15 protein-coding genes are annotated in these 22,011 nt (G+C 33.6%); 9 read left to right on the forward strand and 6 right to left on the reverse strand.

Going from position 1 to position 22,011, the window contains the following annotated elements; translation table 11 throughout:
* Positions 1–16: 16 nt before the first annotated feature.
* On the reverse strand, positions 17–592 hold the full coding sequence (locus tag N5D90_RS05060; protein WP_114998808.1) for a hypothetical protein: 576 nt from the start codon (positions 590–592) through the stop codon (positions 17–19).
* Between the two features lie 176 nt (positions 593–768).
* Positions 769–2,082: an adenosylhomocysteinase gene (gene ahcY, locus N5D90_RS05065; RefSeq protein ID WP_038331025.1), complete on the reverse strand. Its 1,314-nt coding sequence runs from the start codon at positions 2,080–2,082 to the stop codon at positions 769–771.
* Positions 2,083–2,156: 74 nt separating this feature from the next.
* Here ahcY and N5D90_RS05070 point away from each other — a divergent pair, with 74 nt between their 5' ends.
* The 4 genes from N5D90_RS05070 (at position 2,157) to N5D90_RS05085 (ending at position 5,104) form a co-directional block, all read left to right on the forward strand.
* Positions 2,157–2,786 (forward strand): 4'-phosphopantetheinyl transferase superfamily protein, encoded by a 630-nt coding sequence (locus N5D90_RS05070; RefSeq protein WP_280050754.1) that lies wholly within the window; start codon positions 2,157–2,159, stop codon positions 2,784–2,786.
* A gap of 76 nt (positions 2,787–2,862) precedes the next feature.
* Positions 2,863–3,546, forward strand: a complete 684-nt coding sequence (gene pnuC, locus N5D90_RS05075) for a nicotinamide riboside transporter PnuC (RefSeq protein WP_280061782.1) — start codon at positions 2,863–2,865, stop codon at positions 3,544–3,546.
* A 67-nt stretch (positions 3,547–3,613) separates the two neighbouring features.
* Positions 3,614–4,318: a Bax inhibitor-1 family protein gene (locus N5D90_RS05080; RefSeq protein WP_280061783.1), complete on the forward strand. Its 705-nt coding sequence runs from the start codon at positions 3,614–3,616 to the stop codon at positions 4,316–4,318.
* Positions 4,319–4,387: 69 nt separating this feature from the next.
* Entirely contained in the window at positions 4,388–5,104 is a 717-nt protein-coding gene (locus tag N5D90_RS05085) for a TIGR00730 family Rossman fold protein (RefSeq protein ID WP_038331032.1), read from the forward strand.
* 56 nt (positions 5,105–5,160) lie between these two features.
* On the opposite strand, the gene N5D90_RS05090 is transcribed toward N5D90_RS05085, so the two are convergent.
* From N5D90_RS05090 to N5D90_RS05105, 4 genes are all read right to left on the reverse strand, one after another.
* Positions 5,161–7,968, reverse strand: coding sequence for an alpha-amylase family glycosyl hydrolase (locus tag N5D90_RS05090; protein WP_280061784.1), 2,808 nt, complete (start codon positions 7,966–7,968; stop codon positions 5,161–5,163).
* A gap of 89 nt (positions 7,969–8,057) precedes the next feature.
* Positions 8,058–9,083, reverse strand: a complete 1,026-nt coding sequence (locus tag N5D90_RS05095) for a SusE domain-containing protein (RefSeq protein WP_280061785.1) — start codon at positions 9,081–9,083, stop codon at positions 8,058–8,060.
* Position 9,084: 1 nt separating this feature from the next.
* A complete protein-coding gene (locus N5D90_RS05100) occupies positions 9,085–10,710 on the reverse strand; it encodes a RagB/SusD family nutrient uptake outer membrane protein (RefSeq protein ID WP_280061786.1) in 1,626 nt (541 codons plus the stop codon).
* Positions 10,711–10,720: 10 nt separating this feature from the next.
* Positions 10,721–13,639 (reverse strand): SusC/RagA family TonB-linked outer membrane protein, encoded by a 2,919-nt coding sequence (locus N5D90_RS05105; RefSeq protein ID WP_280061787.1) that lies wholly within the window; start codon positions 13,637–13,639, stop codon positions 10,721–10,723.
* A 224-nt stretch (positions 13,640–13,863) separates the two neighbouring features.
* Between N5D90_RS05105 and N5D90_RS05110 the strand changes: the two genes are divergently transcribed.
* From N5D90_RS05110 to N5D90_RS05130, 5 genes are all read left to right on the forward strand, one after another.
* Entirely contained in the window at positions 13,864–14,883 is a 1,020-nt protein-coding gene (locus tag N5D90_RS05110; RefSeq protein ID WP_280045491.1) for a LacI family DNA-binding transcriptional regulator, read from the forward strand.
* Positions 14,884–15,045: 162 nt separating this feature from the next.
* On the forward strand, positions 15,046–16,392 hold the full coding sequence (locus tag N5D90_RS05115; protein WP_114998827.1) for an MFS transporter: 1,347 nt from the start codon (positions 15,046–15,048) through the stop codon (positions 16,390–16,392).
* Between the two features lie 5 nt (positions 16,393–16,397).
* The gene (pgmB, locus tag N5D90_RS05120; RefSeq protein ID WP_280061788.1) at positions 16,398–17,054 is read left to right on the forward strand and encodes a beta-phosphoglucomutase; all 657 of its coding nucleotides are present in this window, start codon (positions 16,398–16,400) and stop codon (positions 17,052–17,054) included.
* A 27-nt stretch (positions 17,055–17,081) separates the two neighbouring features.
* A complete protein-coding gene (locus N5D90_RS05125) occupies positions 17,082–19,379 on the forward strand; it encodes a glycoside hydrolase family 65 protein (RefSeq protein WP_280061789.1) in 2,298 nt (765 codons plus the stop codon).
* Between the two features lie 453 nt (positions 19,380–19,832).
* Positions 19,833–21,686, forward strand: coding sequence for a glycoside hydrolase family 13 protein (locus tag N5D90_RS05130; RefSeq protein ID WP_280061790.1), 1,854 nt, complete (start codon positions 19,833–19,835; stop codon positions 21,684–21,686).
* The last annotated feature ends 325 nt before the right edge of the window (positions 21,687–22,011 follow it).

Here is a 22,011-nt window from a genome sequence, read left to right on the forward strand (position 1 = left end):
CTTTTCAGCTCTTTTATTATCGTGGTGTTGCCCAACCCCAAGATGCTGGCGGAGTTTCAATTTCTTTTGTCAAGTCAAAATAGACGTTGAAAGGTGTTTTAGAACCTGCTTTTTGCAAATTGTAACTAAACGTTTTATCATCTAAGGTAATCCACCAAATATTTGTAGAAGCATAATCTATTAAGGTTGCAGTTTCTTGATCGGCAGGAAACATCTGGAAATTTTTGAAACCATAATTTGTATTTGTTCCTCCATAAAATGTAATTGTTTCCGAAGTTCCATTTTCGTGACGATGATCGTGTTTTAGCGTGATGATTCCATCTTTTTTAGTCAAAATCCACGTTCTCGAATAATTATCACCAACATTGAACGGAATTTTAATTTCGTTTGCAGAACAACTTTTTACATGCATGGTCAATTTTTTACCTGCAAAATCATCGCGCGTAATATGTTCAGGCAATTTGCCTTCGTAAGCTTTACCGCAATGTTTTTCGAGATTTTTCCAGAATATTTCTGAAGGTTTTTCGGTTTGTGCAAAAAGTGAGGAACAACCAATTAAAACGAATCCAAGTTGTAAACATTTTTTAATCATAATCAGTAATAAAAATTATTCAATAATGATTTAAAGATAATATTTTAAAAATGATTAAGCGTTGTTTGTCTATTTGGAAATAAAGACTAACAAAAAAGCCCTCGCTTGTTCAGGGCGAGGGCATATAGTTAAGTGCTTTTTTCTTTTTTCAAATAAAAATTCTGAATTAAAATTAATTAATATCTATAATATTCTGGTTTAAATGGTCCTTCAACCGTTACACCAATGTATTCTGCTTGTTCTTGAGATAAAACTTCTAATTCTACTCCTAATTTAGCTAAATGCAATTCTGCAACTTTTTCATCTAAATGCTTAGGTAAAGTATATACTTCGTTTTTGTAAGCTGATGAATTTGTCCACAATTCGATTTGAGCTAAAGTTTGGTTAGAGAAAGAGTTTGACATCACAAAAGAAGGGTGTCCTGTTGCACAACCTAAGTTTACTAAACGTCCTTCAGCCAAAATGATGATGTCATTTCCGTTGATGTTGTATTTGTCAACTTGTGGTTTAATTTCTTCTTTCGTGTTTCCGTAATTTCCGTTTAACCAAGCCATATCGATTTCGTTATCGAAGTGACCAATGTTACACACAACTACTTTGTCTTTCATTTTCTCGAAATGCTCTGCACGTACAATTCCAAAGTTACCAGTAGTCGTAATTACGATATCAGCGTTTGCAACCACTGTATCTAATTTTTTTACTTCGTAACCTTCCATAGATGCTTGTAAAGCACAAATAGGGTCGATTTCTGTTACTGTAACAATTGCTCCAGCACCACGGAAAGAAGCCGCTGTACCTTTACCAACATCACCAAATCCACAAACTACAACACGTTTACCAGCGATCATCAAGTCAGTAGCACGTTTGATAGCATCTACTGCAGATTCGCGACATCCGTATTTGTTGTCGAATTTAGATTTTGTTACAGAATCATTTACGTTAATTGCAGGCATAGGCAATGTACCTTTCTCCATTCTTTCGTAAAGACGGTGTACACCCGTAGTTGTTTCTTCTGATAATCCTTTGATCTCAGCAACCAATTCTGGGTAACGATCAATCACCATATTCGTTAAGTCTCCACCATCATCCAAAATCATGTTTAATGGTTTGCGATCTTCTCCGAAGAATAATGTTTGCTCGATACACCAATCGAATTCCTCTTCGTTCATCCCTTTCCAAGCATACACAGGAATCCCAGCAGCAGCAATTGCAGCAGCAGCGTGATCTTGTGTAGAGAAAATATTACATGACGACCATGTAACATCAGCTCCTAAAGCAACCAACGTTTCGATTAATACTGCAGTTTGGATTGTCATGTGTAGACAACCTGCAATGCGAGCACCTTTCAAAGGTTGAGCAGCTTTGTACTCTTCACGGATAGCCATCAACCCAGGCATTTCTGCCTCAGCCAACGTAATTTCCTTTCTTCCCCACTCAGCTAAAGAAATATCTTTAACTTTGTATGGAATGTATTGCGTTTTTGTATCCATCAATTGATATATTTAACTAACTTTTTTTTAAAGTTTATAAGGAACAAATTTACAAACAAATTTCGATTAATAAAATGCCCGTTATCGATTATATTAACGATTTTAAACATACCCGCATTATTACGTGGAATGTAACAGAATCGAATGAAGAATTATTAGAATATCTTCATTTAGAGGATTATAGAATAGAAAAATATAATAATCTTCGACCTAAACAGGCCAGAGAATATCTTGGTTTGCGCGCTTGTCTAAAGAAATTGGACTTGGATTATGATGTAAATTATGACGAACGTGGAAAACCTTTTTTGCCTACAAATAAAGAAATTTCCATCACACATTCCTATGGATTGGTTTCTGTTGGCGTGAGCGAATATAATATTGGGATTGATATTGAATTGGCTCGACCAAGAAAAATTTTGAACATCAAACATAAATTTGCGCGTCCAGATGAAATAGCTTGGATTCCGCAAGAGCATGAAATTGAATATTTGCATGTGATTTGGGGAATGAAAGAAGGTTTGTACAAATTGAATGGTGGAAATCTTTGGAATTTTCTGAATCATTATCGTGCAGAAGAATTTGAATTAGTAGAGAATAAACAATTTATTTGTTGGATTTCGGATGATGTGAAATCTCGAAAATATCATGCATTCTATAAAATGATTGGTGAATATTATTTGGTTTGGGTGTTGGATTATGAATAGATCGAAGTTAGAAATTACGAATTTAGATTTTTGATTTACGATTTAGAATGAATTATTTTTAACTCACAACTTAACAATGAACGATTTTATTGATTACATCCTTGCGCCTTACAAAACTTATTCTACGCTGAATATCTTGCTAGAAACGATAGCAACGTTGTTCGGAATTATTTCAGTTTATTATACCTACAAACGCAATATTTGGGTTTATCCAACTACAATTATTTCGACGTTTATTTTCATTTATTTATTTTTTAATTGGGGATTATATGGTGAGACGATTATTAATGTTTACTATACTTCGATGGCGATTTATGGTTGGATTTTGTGGCAAAAAAATCTCGAAGCCGATCATAAACATGTTGACGTATCATGGGCAACGAAGAAAGAATATCTGTACGCAACGTTACTTTTCGCGTTGAGTTTTCTCTTTATTTTGACGATTTATTATTTCCGTCCAGTCATTCAAAACGGGTTTGATTTCAGTTTTATCAATCAATGTAAATTACATTATACCAAAATTGATTTTATAGACGCATCGACGACTGCTATTTTTTTGATTGGAATGTGGATGATGGCGAGACGAAAAATTGACAACTGGTATTTCTGGATTATCGGCGATTTAATCATGATTCCATTAATGATTTACAAAGGAGCAGTCATCACTTCGGTGCAATATATTGTCTTGTTGATTTTATCATTTATTGGATTAATCGATTGGATAAAATCAGTCAAAAATTCACAGAAAATAGTGAGTTAAGAAATAATTTAAAATTAGTATTTTAGCCTTATAAATTGAATTTGAAAAACCTATAAAAATTACGAATATGGAAAATCAACACGTATATCAACAAAACCAATTGGTTGCAGAAGCAACAAGCGTAGAAAGGGCAAATTTCTATAAACATACTTACGGACACGTTGCTGGAGGAGTTTTGGTATTTGTTTTAATCGAATCTTTGATGTTAAAATCAGAAGCATTAGTGAGCTTTATGTTAAGTTTAACTTCTGGATATCTTTGGCTTATTTTACTAGCAGGTTTCATGGGAATTACATGGGTTGCACAAAAAATGGCGTACGGATCGATTTCAAAATCTAAACAATATTTAGGCTACTTTTTATACATAGTTGCAGAAGCTTTAATCTTTGTGCCAATGCTTTACATTGCCTTGTATTATGGCGGAACTTATGTGATAAAACAAGCAGCCGTTGTAACAGGCGGATTATTTGTAGGATTATCAGCTATTGTATTTTTAACAAAAGCAGATTTCTCTATCTTACGAGGAGCATTAACTATAGGATTTTTCTTAGCAATTGGATTGATTATTGCAGGAATGTTATTCGGGTTCGATTTAGGATTATGGTTCTCAGTAGGAATGTGCGTCTTAGCTGGTGGAGCAATTTTGTACAACACTCACCAATTAAAATATGAGTTCGGAACACAACAATATGTTGCAGCGGCATTGTCGTTATTTGCTTCATTAATGTTATTGTTCTGGTATATTTTGAGAATTTTTATGAGTAGAGATTAATCATTAAGAAACAATAAATTTGTATATTGAACCGTAGCATTTTTGTTGCGGTTTTTTTATTTAAATAATATGACAGATAAAGAAAAAGAAGACGATAGAATACAATCTCCGTTTCGACCAAAAGATTGGAATGAGATTAGAATAAATGATTCTTGGGCGTTGTTCAAGATTATGGCAGAGTTTGTAAATGGTTACGAAGTAATGTCTAAAATAGGACCTTGTGTGTCTATTTTTGGTTCGGCACGTACTTCGTCAGATCATCCATATTATGCTTTAGCAGAAGATATTGCATACCGATTAACACAGATTGGTTTTGGAGTAATTACTGGTGGAGGTCCTGCAATTATGGAAGCTGCAAACAAAGGAGCGCAAAAGGGTGGAGGAACTTCTGTTGGATTGGGAATTACATTGCCTTTCGAAACAGAATTGAACAAATATATCGACCGCGAGTATGAAATTAATTTCGATTATTTCTTTGCACGAAAAGTAATGTTTGTGAAATATTCACAAGGATTTATTGGAATGCCAGGAGGTTTCGGAACGTTAGACGAATTGTTTGAGTCGATGACATTAGTACAAACGAAGAAAACAGGACGTTTCCCGATTGTGTTAGTCGGAACTGAATATTGGTCAGGTTTGATTGATTGGATCAAAGAAACAGTTTTGAGAGAAGGTTATATTTCTGAGAAAGATTTGGATCTTTTCCGTTTGGTTGATACAGCGGAAGAAGCCGTTGCTCATATCAAAAATTTCTACGAAAAATATAATATTAAGCTTAATTTTTAAGCAACAAAAAAACCTCATCAATTGATGAGGTTTTTTTATTTCATAAAGAATGATAATTATTGTTTAATTAATTTAGACGTTCCAATTTTTCCATTTTTAGCTTCAATATCAAGAATGTAAATTCCTTTTGGTAATTCTTTGATGTTAAATTGATGTATCGCTGAAAATTTTCCTGAAAATTCTTTGACCAGTTTTCCTGTTAAATCATATATTTTTACTTTTTCTGAATGAATATTTAGTGAAAAAGAAGAAGAAACTGGATTTGGAGTTATAGAAATCTTCTCTGTTTTAACCTCGATATTGTCCATTGATAAATTTGCTTTTGCATTCCCATAAATTCTGAATTCACCTGGATTTAGATTAATTGTAAACGATGAATTTGTATTGGTTACATTCAGCGTTGTTTCGTCCATTAAATTGTACCAATTTCCTACAAATGGAAAAAGTGGCGCAATTGCTTGAGTACTTGTAGTGAAGTTTGCAATCACAATAACTTCATATAAATCAGAAGTTGATAATAAGTTATTTGTAATCTGAACACGAGGTTTTAAATCGCCAGATGTAATCGTATAATTATCAGTTTCGAAAACTTTGTTGTTTAATTTAAGTCCAATAATTTTTGCCCAAACATCATAAACAGATTTTCTATCAGTATTTGTTAAATAACCAATTTCGCTTGGAATTGGTTTTGGATTGGTACGGCATCCGTCACTATTTGTCTCATCTTGACAATGATTAATCGAGTAATCGTATCCTAATTCTCCGAATTGCCACAACATTTTAGGACCAGGAATTGTAAATAAAACTGCACCAAGAGCTTTTTGTCTTTCTAAAGAAGTTTTTAAATCTTTTACATTATAGGTTCCTGAAGATGCACCATATTGTAAATTCTTGTACATCATTCTTTCCTCATCATGACTTTCTGCGTAAGCAACTAAATGTTTTTTCGTAAAACCTTTTACAGTATGTTTTAACCAATCAAAATTGCTATCCGAAGCATATCCCATTGTATTCTGATTGAAATTGTTTGTCGCTTTCCCCCAAAGCATAATTCCTTTCCCTTCGTTAATGCGATAATTTGCCCATTCTGTTTCTTCTTGTGCAGAACCATTATTTCCTAAATGCTCAAAAATGATGTAAGAATTTGGATCAATTGTCCATTGCATATCAGCATATTTCTTTAAAATTGCTACACGATCAGCTTGATATCCGTTTGTACAAGTTTCATCAGAAGGCGTACAATTTTGAGTAAATCCTTTTGTTAAATCCCATCTAAAACCATCAATTTTGAACTCTTCAATCCAATGTTTTAATGTACGTTGCACATAATTTTGAGTTGGCGTTAATTGATGATTCAAGTCGTAACCAACATTGTAACTATGTTTTGCGGTTTGATTAACATAAGGATTTGTAGAGGTTGGTTCTCCAAAACCATCTCCATCAAAATCATTCATCCACATTCTAACCAACGGAGAACGACCATAAACGTGATTTAAAGCAACATCTAAAATGATTGAAATTCCATTTTGATGACATAAATCGATGAATTCTTTCATTTTATCTGCTGGTCCATAAGCTTTATCCAAAGCAAGATGATAAGCGGTATTATAACCCCAAGAAATATTTCCTTCAAATTCCATTACAGGCATCACTTCGATAGCGTTGATGTTTAATTTTTTGAAATAGTCAAAATCATCAATTAAAGATTGCCACGTTTTTGTCGAATTGAAATCACGAATTAATAATTCGTAAATCATCAAATTTTCTTTATTTGGACGAGCAAAATTGGAAACTTTCCAATTGTATTTTGTTTGATTTGTTTGTAAAACCGAAACTTCAAATTGTTGTCCAGTTGGATAAACAGGCATATTTGGATACGTAGCTGCGGTAATATGCGGATCATCATAAGGCGATAAAACTAAAGTCGAATAAGGATCGGCAGTTTTGATTCCATCACTTGTACGGTATTGAAATGTATAAATTTCATTAGCTTTAAGATTAGATAATTCAATCCAATATAAATCTTTGTTTGTTGTATCACGATTCATTACATATTGATCAGAAAGTTGCCAATTATTGAAACTTCCAATCACATGAATAAACTCTTTTTGTGGAGCGTATAAAACCAAATATGCTTTTGTAAAATCATTATTCAAATAATTAATTCCTTCATGTAAATTAGATGGAATGGCTACATCTTTAACCGTTGGTTTGATATTAATTGTAAAAGATTTGCTTATTGTTTGACCATTAAAAGTTGCATTTAATGTATAATTCTGATTTTGTAAAATGGTATAATTTTTATCAAAAGAAGTTGAATTATTTAATGCATCAATTTGAGTTCCGTTAGCAGATAATGTCCAATTAGCAGATTTTGTAGCTATCGCTTTGATGTTAAAACTTGATCCTGAAGAAACATTTGTAATTGAATTTTCGAGCGGATTAGTTAAAGTAACTTTGAAAGAACCTACCGAAATAGAAAGATCCGTAGTTTGTTGTTTTCCATCTGCACTTCTAAAAACAACATCTATTGCTGTAATATTTTTAGAAGTATCAACTCCATAGAATTGATAAATAGATGTAGGGATTTCTAATTTGTAGGTTGATCCAGAAACGAAAGTTAATTTGGGTTGAGTGGTATTATTTCCCCAACTTTCAATTATATTTTCCCATTGTTTTCCATCAATAGTTACGCCTGTATGCGCATAAATATCTCCCGAATAATTGGCAAGACCTGTTCCTATTTTATCAAAGTTTATTACAACTGCTTGGTTTGCTTCGGGCGGTGAAGGTGTTGTTGTAATTTGTGCTTTGGTAAAAGATATTACCATTAAAAGCATCAAAATAGATAGAATGTTTTTCATGTTTTGAGTGGTTTTAGAAAAAAAGCCATTAAAAAACGTAATTGAATTTTAATGGCTTTTAAAAAATTAATTGTTGATGAGAAAAAATTTTATTGAGCTTCTACTGTATAAGTTTTCTTTGTGAAATTAGCTGTGATTTTATATTTTCCAGCTTTTATTTTGATGTTAGCTCCGTCTTTATCTGTTAACTCTCCTGCGTTGCTTGTACCACCATAGTTTGTTCCCCAATCATTATTTAAACGGAATTTAAATTCTCCATCTTTTAATGTTGTGGTAATAGTCCAAGCATCTAAAGTTCCATCATAAGATAATTTTTGGTCTGGACCATCCCATCCGTTTGCTGTAGCGTCACCTACTAATCCCCAAGAATAGTTATCTAATTTATAAGTTAGATTTGTTAAGTCCATAGTTATCTTGTAAGTACCAGCATCTACTGCGATGTTTTTACCTCCTTTTTCAAGTTTTCCATTAGATCCACCATAATCTAACTCCCATTTGTTGTCTTGACGGAATTTGATTTCACCACCTTTTAAATCTGTGTACGCTACAAATACATTTGTAACATCAGTTTTCCAAAATGGAACGTCTGGCCCGTCCCAACCGTTAGGAGTAGCAGAACCAACAACACCCCAATTTGTAGATAAATCTGTTGGATATGGTGTTATTTTTAATGTATTGACATTAGAGATTAATTGTTGAGAACTAGGTGTACCAACTGTAGAAACAATACGATATTCTATCTCTCCTTCTTTAAAAGGTTCTAATCCTAAAGCAATAACTGCTAAATTCAATTCTTTTACTGTTACATCAGCTGTTAATGTTGAAGTTGAAGAAAGAACTTGATGATTTTTAAAATTATCTCCTTTGATATCAATTTGTAATTCATATTTAGGAGGAGTATTTGTTCCATAATTTGCAGCACTCCAATTAAACGTCATTGCTGTATTTGCAGCATTTTCTTCTAACAATTCAATTGTTGATGAAGCAGGCGTTTCTACTTTCGGTGCAACAAAAGTTGAAGGATCTAATTTGATGATATCTTCATCGTCGTTACATGCGCTTAAGGCAAAAATACTCGCACAAGCTAACGAAATATATTTTATAAAATTTTTCATCTTAATAACCTGGATTTTGAGTTAAGTTTGGATTAATGACAATAATATTGTTTGGAATTGGGAAGATAACTTTTGTTGCATCTACAGAAGTTCCGTTTTGAACGCCACCTTTCCAAGGCCAATTGTAATTATTTGTATATCTACTGAAACGAATTAAATCCGTTCTACGCGTTCCTTCCCAGTACAATTCTCTTGATCTTTCAGCTAAAATGAAATCTAAGTTTAATTGTCCGTCAGTAATATTACCTGATGTATTTCCGTATGCACGAGTTCTTAATTGATTAATTAAGTTCAATGCAGTTGCGCGGTCTCCACCAGTTCCTCCACGTAAAACAGCTTCAGCATAATTTAAATAAACTTCTGCTAAACGAATTACTGGAACATCTGTGTCAACATATTCTCCTGTTGCATCGTTTGCACTTTTTCCGTCTGAACGTTTGTTTGACCATTTGTAAACAGCATAACCTTCTCCAAATGTACTTACGTTATTAATCTCAAATGTTTGTCCGTCTGTAAAGAACATTGCACGTTTATCTTTCCATGCAGTTGGATTTCCGTTACTGTCTTTTGTTGTAACAGCATCTGTAAATTGATTCACCAATGCTTTTGTAGAACGAGGACCTCCCCATCCACCATTTACACCGTAATCAGCAGCAGTCATTTTTCCACCGATTGCAGCTTTTACTAAGAAAGTGGAACCTCCGTAGGTACGAGAATTATTTCCGTCAAAGTTTAAAACGAAAATAGCTTCGTTTTGCGCGCCATTCGTATTATTATCAGCTAAAAATAATTCGTCATAAGCAGAACCATTTTTATTTGCATCAGTTGTGTTAAGCGTATATCCAGCTTGCATAGCCAATTTAGAATAAGTAATAGCCTCTGTATATTTTGCTTGACCAATCCAAGTTTCTGCATTTAGATATAAACGAGATAATAATGCTTCGGCAGCTGCTTTGTCTACACGTCCGTATTCGTTTGCGCGACCAGCTTTTAATTCAGCTTCGATTGCTTTTAATTCACTTTCAACGAAAGTGAAAATCTCTTGACGATTGCTTTGTTTTGGTAATTCAGAAGAAACTTCTGTTACTAACGGAACATTGGCATATAAATCCATTAAGCTATAATAAGCATATGCTCTAATGAAACGCGCTTCAGCTACATATTCTTTCACTTCCGGAGTTGTGCTAGATAAAGCTTCAGCATTTGCAATAAATGAGTTTGAGAAAGAAACAGTTTGTGCTAAACGATAATACATTGCTTCAACAAAACTGTTGCTTGCTCCCCAAGAAATCTCATGCAAGTTTGGTAAACCTGGATCTCCCCAGCCAACAATAGATTCGTCTGTTGTCAATACATTTAAGTTGAACATTAAACGAGTATATTGAGAAGCACCTTCGTCAATACCTTGAATATCTCCACTTCCCGCTGGACCTTTTTGTCCCGTAAGCGCTAAAGAAGCGTATACTTTTGCTAAAGCAGATTTTGCTGTAGCAGCATCTTTGAATACATCAAATTGTGTATAAGTATCTGGATCATTTGGCATTAAATCTAAATCATCTTGACAAGAAGAAACAGAGAAAGCCAATGCCGCTGCTAAAATATATGTTGAAATTTTAATCTTTTTCATTGTAGTTTTCTTAGAAATTAACATTTAAACCAAATACATACGTTCTCGGTCTTGGATAAAAACTATTATCAATTCCGCGGTAAATTTCAGGATCTAAACCACTGTAATTTGTGAATACAGCTACGTTTTGAACCGCTCCATAAAGACGAATATCCAATCCTTTGATCGCTTGTTTTAGGTTGTAACCTAATGTAATGTTATCAATACGGAAGAAAGATGCATCTTCTATAAAGTGGTCACTTAACAAATTAGTTTCTGTGATACTTGTGAAACCTGTGTTGTAGTAGCTTGATAGGACATTAGATAAATAGTTTTGACCATTTCCTGTCGCTTTTTTGCTGTAACCTTTAGACGAAGCCATGTTATTGTAAGCATAGTTTCCGATATTAGCACGAGCAGTTGCACTTAAATCCCAATTTTTGTAACGGAAGAATGTATTGAATCCCATTGTTACTTTTGCGAAAGGACTTTTGTGAATATAACGGTCTTTTTCGTTGATGATTCCGTCGTTGTTCAAATCTTCGTAAGCTCCTTCGATTGGTTTTCCGTTTGCATCATAAATTTGCTTGTATACGTAGAAACTAAATGGTTCTTCTCCTTCACGTTGAATTTGAATATTGTTACCAGTTCCTCCATCGATACCACCTGTTAAGTTATCAGTAGGTAAGTTGACAATTTTATTATCATTGAAAGCGATGTTGTATCCAAAAGACCAATCAAAATCTTTTGTTTTTACGATATCGGCATTGATGCTAAATTCGATTCCTTTATTTTCCATATCACCGATATTTTTATCGATCATATTTCCAAAGTTTGTAAATGGATCTACATAAACACTCGCAATCAAATCACTTGTTTTTTTCTTGTAAACGTCTAATGTACCATAGATTCTATTTTTGAATAAAGAGTAATCAATACCAGCATTTAATGTACTAGAAATTTCCCATTTCAAATCACCATTAAATGGTTGAGGACGATAAGTTTGATAGAATGTAGAGCCAAATTGATAATAAGCTGTTGATTCTGATCCTTGATAACGCGTTAAGAATTGGAAGTTTCCTAGCCCGTTTACATTACCAACTTTACCATATCCAACACGTAATTTTAAATCATTAACAACAGAACTTCCTTTCAAGAATTCTTCTTTAGAAATATTCCATGCAATAGCTGCGGAAGGGAAATATCCCCATTGGTTGTCATGACTTAATTTTGATGAAGCATCTGCACGCATAGTCGCTGTTAAGATGTAACGATTATCAAAATTATAGTTTAAACGTCCAAAATATGATAATAAAGAATAGTGATCACGGTCTACAAAACGAAATTGATCAGAACCTTGTTGCTCTAATTCGCTATCGTAATTGGTGTTGTATGTATTAAAGTATTGATAACTGTAACCTCCAACAACAGTTAATCCGTGTTGTCCAAAATCTTTGTTGAATGTTAAATATGCATCAAATAATTTGTTGTAGAATTGCGCACTAAAAGTTGTTTTAGAACCATCCCAAGTCAAAGAAGAACTTGGCATATTTGCAGTCGTTACATTGCGCCCATTCGCATTAGAAATATCATAACCTACATTTACCGTTGCAGTAACAGATGGTAAGAAATGTAATTTATAATCCATTTTTGCATTTCCTACAAAACGGCGAACTTCAGATGTATCTCTGTTTTCGTTGATTAATGCAACTGGGTTAGTTGGCGCTAAATTGTGTTTTACAGCTCCATCCATCCAAGTGTGGTAGCCTCCAAATACATTTGCTCCAGAATAAACTGGTTGAGTTGGGTCGTACTCTAAAGCAGCTCCAATTGCACCTCTGTTTGCAAATTGATTTTCGATATAAGAACCACGAGCATTCAATTCAAATTTTAAGTGATCATCTAAGAAAGATGGACTCAAGTTCATAGAAGCTGTTGTACGATTGATGTTATCTCCTTTCAAAATACCATCTTGATCTGTATTAGAAATAGAAAAACGAGAAGGCATTTTACCTCCAATATTTCCTGTTGCACTAAAATTGTGATCAAAACCTACAGCAGTTTTATAAATTTCTTTTTGCCAATCTGTATTTGCATTACCTAAACGAGCAATTTCGTCAGCTGTTCCTACAGATTTTACCAATTCACGGAATTGATCTGCATTCATTACGTCAATATAACCTTCTGGTTGATAAATTGATGTAACTGAATTATAGTTAAAACGGAATTTTTTCCCTTTACCTTTTTTAGTTGTAACCATTACAACACCATTCGCAGCACGAGAACCATAAATAGCAGTTGCCGAAGCATCTTTCAGAATAGTCATCGTTTCGATGTCGTTAGGATTTAAGAAATCCAAAGGATTTCGAGAACCTCCAATATTTACTTCAGATAAAGGAACGCCATCTACCACATATAATGGTTGAGAGTTTAATGATAACGAACTATTACCACGAATGATAATGTTTTGTCCATCACCAGGAGCTCCACCAGCAGATGTTACCACAACACCAGCGATTTTTCCAGTCACTAATTCTTGTGCAGAAGTGATTGATCCTTTATTGAAATCTTCTGAATTTAATTGATTTACAGAACCTGTAACATCTTCTTTTTTTGCTGTACCATATCCAATTACAACAACTTCTTTCAAGTTTTCTGTCGTTTTAGACATACGAAGTTGTAATTGTGTTTGTCCCGCAAAAGTTATTTCTTGATCGTCATAACCAAAAAAACTGATAACAATTATATCACCATCGTTCGCTTCTAATGTAAAATTTCCTTTTTCATCAGAAACTGTCGATTCTCCTGTTGTAATGTTCGAAACATCTGCACCAGCTAAAACCGTGTTATTAGCGCTATCTTGTACTGTTCCTTTTATCGCAGTTTGTGCAGATAAAATAGCAGGGCTTGATAAAACTAATGCTAGAAGAGATTGTTTTAAAATCCTCATATATTTTTCGTTTTGTTTCGTTAATTATTAATTTATATTTTTACTTCTCATTACCAAATGTAAGTCGTTTAATTGATTGATTGTGTATGTAATACACCGACTAACTAAACGAAAACGTTTTCGTGTTAATAAATAATTAAATTAATTGTTAGCGCTTGTTAATTTTTAATAAAAAAGACGGAAATTAGTAGAATAAGATTGATGGTTAAGGTAGAAAGAAGATTATGAAAAAGAATTTGACATTAAAACAGATTGCAAAAGAGTTAGATGTTTCGATATCAACGGTTTCTAAAGCGTTGAAAAATAGCGAAGAGATTAGTGCTGCAACGAAACAAAAGATTCAAGCATTTGCAAAATTATACAACTACAAACCGAATAATATTGCATTAAGTCTAAAGAATCGAAAAACGAAAACAATTGCTGTGATTATTCCCGAAATCGTTCACGATTTTTTCGCGATGGTAATTAGTGGGATCGAAAATTTAGCAAATCAATATGGTTATAATGTATTAATTTGTTTGTCAAATGAATCGTACGAACGCGAAGTTATTAATATGGAGATGCTTGCGGCGGGTAGTATAGATGGATTTGTAATTTCTCTTTCAAAAGAAACTCAAGCCAAAAAAGATTATCATCATATCAAAGAAATCATCAACCAAGGAATGCCAGTTGTGATGTTCGATCGTGTAACACGTGAGGTTTATACCGATAAAGTGATTATTGATGATGTACTTGCGACACAAGAAGCAATTCAATATTTTATAAGTAAAGGACGCAAGAAAATCGGCTTTATTACGACGCCAGATTATATAAGTGTCGGACGCTTAAGAACCGAAGGATATAAAAGAACGTTGGAAGCGAATGGAATTGAAATTGACGAAAACTTGATTTTGCGTGTAGAAGACGAGAGTCAGTTGGACACTATGATTGATGAATTTTTCGAAAAAAATAAATTTGACGCAGTAATGGCAGTAAATGAATTATATGCCGTAAAAGTTTTGAGAGCTGCATTGAAAAAAGGAATCAAAGTGCCAGAAGAGTTACATTTAATTGCTTTTACAGATGGTGTAATTTCCAAGAACTCAATTCCAAGCATTTCTACAGTCAAACAAAATGCATTCAAAATGGGTGAGATTGCTGCGCGTTTATTGATTCAAAAATTAGAGTCAGAAAACGAGCACGAACATTACATTACCGAAGTTGTCGGAACTGAATTATTACACCGAGAAACTACAACGATTTAGTAAGTTTTTTTTGGTTAAATAATTGTTACAGTTGCAATAATCCCAAAAAAAAGTTTTAACATTGTAAACAAATCAAAACATATTTTTACTTCTCAAATTACAAAAATATAGTTTTGATAAGCATAAAACGCTTATCGTAAAATACATAAAAAAATTACGATAATGGGAAAGCGTAGATTAGGATTTCTTGAAATCTGGAATTTAAGTTTCGGATATTTAGGAGTTCAAATGGGTTTCGCCTTGCAAAACGCAAATGCGAGCCGTATTCTAAGTTCATTTGGTGCTGATGTGCACGAATTGTCTTGGTTTTGGATTGTTGCACCGTTAATGGGATTGATTGTTCAGCCTATTATTGGTCATTATTCAGATAATACTTGGTCCAAATTTGGACGAAGAAAACCATACTTTTTAGTAGGAGCTTTATTGGCTTCTTTCGGATTAATCTTAATGCCACAAGCAGGTGCATTTACGGCATTGATGCCTGCATTATGGATGGGCGCTGGATTCTTGATGATAATGGATGCTTCATTCAATATCGCCATGGAACCGATGCGCGCATTTGTAGCTGATATGTTGCCTTCGGATCAACGTACATTAGGATATTCAATTCAAACTGTAATTATTGGTTTAGGGGCTGTTGTAGGTTCGTGGTTACCTTATATTTTGAGCAACTGGTTTGGTGTTTCAAGTGTTGCAGCGGAAGGAGAAGTTCCGTTTCACTTAATTTTATCATTCATTATTGGAGCAATCGCAATTATTGTAACCGTTTTAATCACCATTTTTACAACAAAAGAATATTCGCCAGAAGAATTAGACGCTTTCGAAAAAGCAGAAGGTAGAGAACCAATTGTTGAAGAAAAAGCAAGCTTAACACAGATTTTTACCGATTTTGGAAATATGCCAAAAACGATGAAACAATTAGGCTTGGTGCAATTTTTTACGTGGTTTGCATTATTCGGAATGTGGGTATTCGCTACACCAGCAATCGCTCATCATGTGTACGGTTTGTCTTTGAGTGATACACATTCAGAAACATATCAAAAAGCAGGAGATTGGGTTGGAATTATCTTCGGTGTTTACAACGGAATTTCTGCAATTTTCGCCTTCTTTTTACCTGCAATCGCCTTAAAATTTGGTCGAAAAACAACACACGCTATTTCATTAATTTGTGGAGGATTAGGATTAATTTCAATCTATTTTATTCACGATCCAAAATTATTAATCCTTTCCATGATCGGAGTAGGAATTGCTTGGGCAAGTATCTTATCGATGCCTTATGCAATTTTAGCAGGAGCAATTCCAGCGAAAAAAATGGGTGTTTACATGGGGATTTTTAATTTCTTCATTTGTATGCCTCAAATCATTAACGCTCTTTTGGGCGGTCCAATTGTAAAATATTTATATCACGATAATCCAATCTACGCCATTGTTACCAGCGGTGTTGCGCTAATTATTGCAGCACTTTTTGTAACGCGCGTAAAAGATGTGGATGAACCAATCAAAGCATAATCATTTTGAAAACTAAAGTATTTATTTTTGATTTAGATGGTGTCATCGTTGACACTGCAAAGTACCATTATTTGGCATGGAAAAAATTAGCGAATAATCTAAACATCGATTTTACGCACGAACACAACGAATTATTGAAAGGTGTTTCTCGTGTACGATCATTAGAAATTATTCTTGGATTGGGAAATGTTGAAGCTTCTGATGAACAGAAAAACGAATGGTTAGTTCAGAAGAACAAAGAATATTTAGAATACATCGATAAGATGGACGATTCTGAAATTTTACCAGGTGTAATGAAGGTTTTAAACTTTCTAAAAGAAAACAATCAACCAATTATTTTGGGATCAGCTTCTAAAAATGCGCGTCCAATTTTGGAGAAAGTTAATATTCTAAATTATTTCGATGATATCGTGGATGGAAACGATGTTTCTAACGCGAAACCAGATCCAGAAGTTTTTATCGTTGGAGCGAAAAAAGCAAATCAAACGAATGAAAATTCAATTGTATTTGAAGATTCTGTTGCTGGAATTGAAGCAGCAAATGTTGCAGGAATGACAAGCATCGGAATTGGAGAATCTTCGGTTTTGAATGAAGCAAAATACAACTTTAATAATTTCACAGAAATCTCAGAGGATTTCTTGTTAGAATTAATCAATCAATAATTATACAAACTACATACAACAAACAAAATGAATCAAGATTATATCATCCCGAATGCGTGGTCAATTATCGAAGAAGGGTTTGAAAAAGATCGTGTAAAATCGTCTGAAAGTTTATTTTCTATCGGAAATGGAGCAATGGGACAACGTGCCAATTTCGAAGAATTTTATTCGGGCGATACATTTCAAGGAAGCTATATTGCCGGCGTTTATTATCCTGACAAAACAAAAGTGGGATGGTGGAAAAACGGTTATCCAGAATATTTTGCAAAAGTATTAAATGCGCCAGTTTGGATTGGAATTGACATCGAAATTAACAGTGAAAAATTTGATTTGAACACTTGTAAAGAAGTTAAAAATTTCCGTCGCGAATTGAACATGAAAGAAGGTTTGTTGGATCGTTCTTTTATTGCGATTTTACCTTCTGGATTAGAGGTTGAGGTTTTTGTTCGACGTTTTCTTTCTGCTGATTTAGATGAATTAGGAGCAATTAAATATGATATTAAACCAATCAATGGTGATGCAAAAATTGTCTTCAAACCTTATGTTGATGCAGCTGTAAAGAACGAAGATGCGAACTGGGAAGAGATTTTTTGGGAACCAATTTCTTCTGAAATTAAAGGTGAACAAGGTTTCGTTCAAGCGCGTACGTTCAAAACTCATTTTGAAGTGGTAACATTTATGCAGAATAAAATCTTAGTAAATGGAAGTTATCAACAAAATACACCAACAAATGCTGTTAAAACTGAAACAAAAGTAGAATTCACATACGAAGTTGAGGTAAAAGCAAATGATACAGCGACAATTGAGAAATTTGGAGGTTATGTAGTTTCGACAAATCATCCTAAAAATGAATTAATTAACGCTGCCGAAAATGTATTATCTCAAGCAAATGAACAAGGTTATGAACAATTGTTAATAAACCAAAAAGAAGCTTGGGCAAAGATTTGGGAAATGGCTGATATCACGATAGAAGGTGATACGAAAGCGCAACAAGGTATTCGTTTTAATATTTTTCAATTAAATCAAACGTATTCTGGAAAAGATGCACGTTTAAATATCGGTCCAAAAGGCTTTACAGGAGAGAAATACGGAGGTTCTACATATTGGGATACAGAAGCATATTGTTTGCCATTTTATATGGTGACAAAAAATCAAGAAGTTGCGCGAAACTTATTAATGTACCGTTTTAATCAATTGGATAAAGCAATTGAAAATGGTGAGAAATTAGGTTTCAACAAAGGTGCAGCTTTGTATCCGATGGTTACGATGAATGGTGAAGAATGCCACAATGAATGGGAAATTACATTCGAGGAAATTCACCGAAATGGAGCGATTGCATTTGCGATTTACAATTACGTTCGTTTTACGGGAGATCAAACGTATATTCCAGAAGCTGGTTTAGAGGTTTTATTAGGAATTGCGCGTTTTTGGAAACAGCGTGTAAATTGGTCAAACGACAAAAAACAATATGTAATGTTAGGAGTTACAGGTCCTAACGAATACGAAAATAACGTTAACAACAATTTCCATTCAAATTATTGTGCGCAATGGTGTATGAATTATTTGTTGGAACAAGTTGAAAACGTCAAAACTAATTATCCAGAGGATTTCGCTCGAATCGCTGCAAAGAGAAGTATTACTGATGCTGAATTAGCAGAAATGAAAGAAGTTGCAGAGAATATTTATTTTCCATTCAGTGAAGAATTAGGAATTTATTTACAGCAAGATGGTTTCTTGGATAAAGATTTAACACCTGTTTCTGAATTACCAAAAGAAGAACGTCCGATTAATCAAAAATGGTCTTGGGATAGAATTTTACGTTCAGCTTATATCAAACAAGCAGACGTTTTACAATCGTTCTATTATTTCGAAGATCAATTTTCGAAAGATCAATTAGAAAAACATTTTGATTTTTACGAACCATTAACGGTTCACGAATCATCTTTATCGCCTTGTGTTCACTCTATCCAAGCGGCAACGTTAGGAAGAATGGAACAAGCATATACATTTTATTTGAGAACTTCTCGTTTAGATTTAGACGATTATAACAAAGAAGTTCACGAAGGATTACACATCACATCTATGGCAGGAACTTGGATGTCGATTGTAGAAGGATTTGGAGGAATGCGTGTGAAAAACGATCAATTGTATTTTGAGCCACGTTTACCAGAACAATGGGAAGGATTTACATTCAAAGTGAATTTCCGTCATCAAATCCTAAAAGTTATCGTAAATAAAGGAGAAACAACTTTTGAATTGGAAGGAACAGAACCGTTAGAGGTTTATGTTTTTGACCAGAAAGTAGTTGTTCAGCCTTCGATTTAATAAAGGGAATCTAATACCTTGAAGGCTTCGGTTTTCAGGGTATTTTTATTTAAAGTAATAGGTTTTAAGTTCTACGTTCTAAGTTTATTCTGAAAACGTATTTAAAAAAAGTCATCCTGAATTCATTTCAGGATCACATAAAGCAGAGAATGAGAAGCTGAAACAAGTTCAGCTTGACAGAGAATTTTAAAAGATTCTTCGATAAACTCAGAATGACAATTTCATTAACGATAATAAAGTAAATGTCATACCGAGCTTGTCGAGGTATCTAAAAAAAGTCATCCTGAATTCATTTCAGAATCGGATGAAGTAGAGAATGAGAAGCTGAAACAAATTCAGCTCGGCAGAGAATTAAAAAGATTCTTCGATAAACTTAGAATGACAATTTCATTAAAGACAATAAAGTAAATGTCGTACCGAGCTTGTCGAGGTATCTAAAAAAAAACAAAACACATGAAAAAAATACTATTATTATCATCTTTCCTATCAACATTTGCGTTTGCTCAAATCCAAAAAGTTGAGCCAATGTTTTGGTGGAAAGGAATGAAAAATCCAGAAGTTCAAATTTTGGTTTATGGGAAAGATATTAGTAAATACAATATTGAATTATCGGATAATGTAAAAATTCAAAATTTACAGAAAACTGAAAATCCAAATTATGTTTTTGTAACGATTAATACGAATGAAGTAAACAAATCATCGTTCAAAATTAACATCAAAAACAAAAATAAAATTGTTGATTCGTATACATACGAGTTAAAAGATCGTCAACCAAATTCTGCAAATCGAACATCTTTTACATCAAAAGATATGGTGTATTTGATTATGCCAGATCGTTTCGCAAATGGTGATGAAAGCAACGATTCGAAGAAAGAATTAACAGATAAAGCCAATCGTTCTATTCCAGATGGTCGTCATGGTGGGGATTTGCGAGGAATTATCAACAATTTAGATTATTTACAAAATCTTGGTGCAACAGCGGTTTGGTTAACGCCTGTTAATGAAGATAACGAGAAACAACATTCCTATCATGGCTATGCACAAACTGATTTGTATAAGATTGATGGACGTTACGGAAGCAATGAAGATTATCGCGAATTATCACAAAAATTAAATCAACGAGGAATGATGTTGATTCAAGATTATGTGACAAATCATTGGGGAATTTCGCATTGGATGATTCAGGATTTGCCTTCGCAAGATTGGATTCACAAATTTCCTGGAGGAAAAGATGGCTTCCGTCGTTCCAATTATCGTACAACAACCCAATTTGATAAAAACGCTGCAGAAGTAGACAAAAAAGAAGCGTTGAATGGTTGGTTTGATTATACAATGCCAGATATGAATCAATCAAATCCTTTGGTGCTAAATTATCTGACGCAAAATGCAATTTGGTGGATAGAATATGCAGAATTAGGAGGAATGCGTGTTGATACATATCCGTACAATGACAAAGAAGGAATGGCAAAATGGGTAAAAGCAATTACGACAGAATATCCAAATTTCAATGTAGTTGGAGAAGCTTGGATGTATTCGCCTGCGCATATTTCGTATTGGCAAAAAGATTCTAAAATTGCTGAAATCGATAATTATAATTCGTATTTACCTTCTGTAATGGATTTTCCATTATTCTCAGAATTGCCAAAAGCAATCAAGGAAGAGGAATCGTGGGACAAAGGAATGATTAAATTGTACAATTCATTTACAAATGATTTCTTGTATCCAAATGTCAACAATATGTTTGTGTTTATGGAAAATCATGATACAGAGCGTTGGAACGAAATTATGAATGGAGATGTGAATGATTATAAACTTGGTTTGTCATTAATCTCGACTGTCCGCGGAATTCCTCAAGTTTATTACGGTTCTGAAATCGGAATGAGAGGAGATAAAAGTAAAGGTGATGCAGCAATTCGACAAGATTTTCCTGGTGGTTGGAAATCAGATAAACAATCGGCTTTTACAAATGAAGGAAGAACTACGGAGCAAAAAACGTTTCACGATTTTACAGCAAAACTTTTCAATTGGCGAAAAAATAAAGAAGTTATTCATTCAGGAAAAACGAAGCATTATATGCCACAAAGTAATGTTTACGTCTATTTTAGATACAATGAGAACGAATCTGTAATGGTTATTTTGAATGCAAATCCAGAAAAACAAACGTTCAAATTAGATCGTTTTGCAGAATCATTAAACGGATTTACTTCTGGAAAAGATATTATTTCGGACAAAGTTTTACCAATCAATACAAACGGAGAAATCACAATTGATGGTAAATCTTCGATGATTATTGAACTTGGAAAGTAGTAGGTTTCACGTTTATTCTGAAAACGTATTATAAAAAATGGCATTAAATATATGACGTAAATAAAATTTAAAAAGTGAAGAGTAAAAATGATTTAATGAGCGATAGCGAATTTTTAAATCATTCTCGAAACGGTTTAAATTTTTAGTCAAATAGATTTACCGCCTTGACTTTTTTGATTCGTTTTTGTGTCAAGACTTCCCCGAAGGGCATATGAATTCATATAAAAGAATTTAAAATAGTCATGAATAAAAATGAATGAAATATAAAAGTCATCCTGAATTCATTTCAGGATCACATAAAGTAGAGAATGAGAAGCTGAAACAA

Origin of the sequence: Empedobacter sp. GD03797 (assembly GCF_029842105.1) — a bacterium.
GTDB classification, from domain to species: domain Bacteria; phylum Bacteroidota; class Bacteroidia; order Flavobacteriales; family Weeksellaceae; genus Empedobacter; species Empedobacter falsenii_C.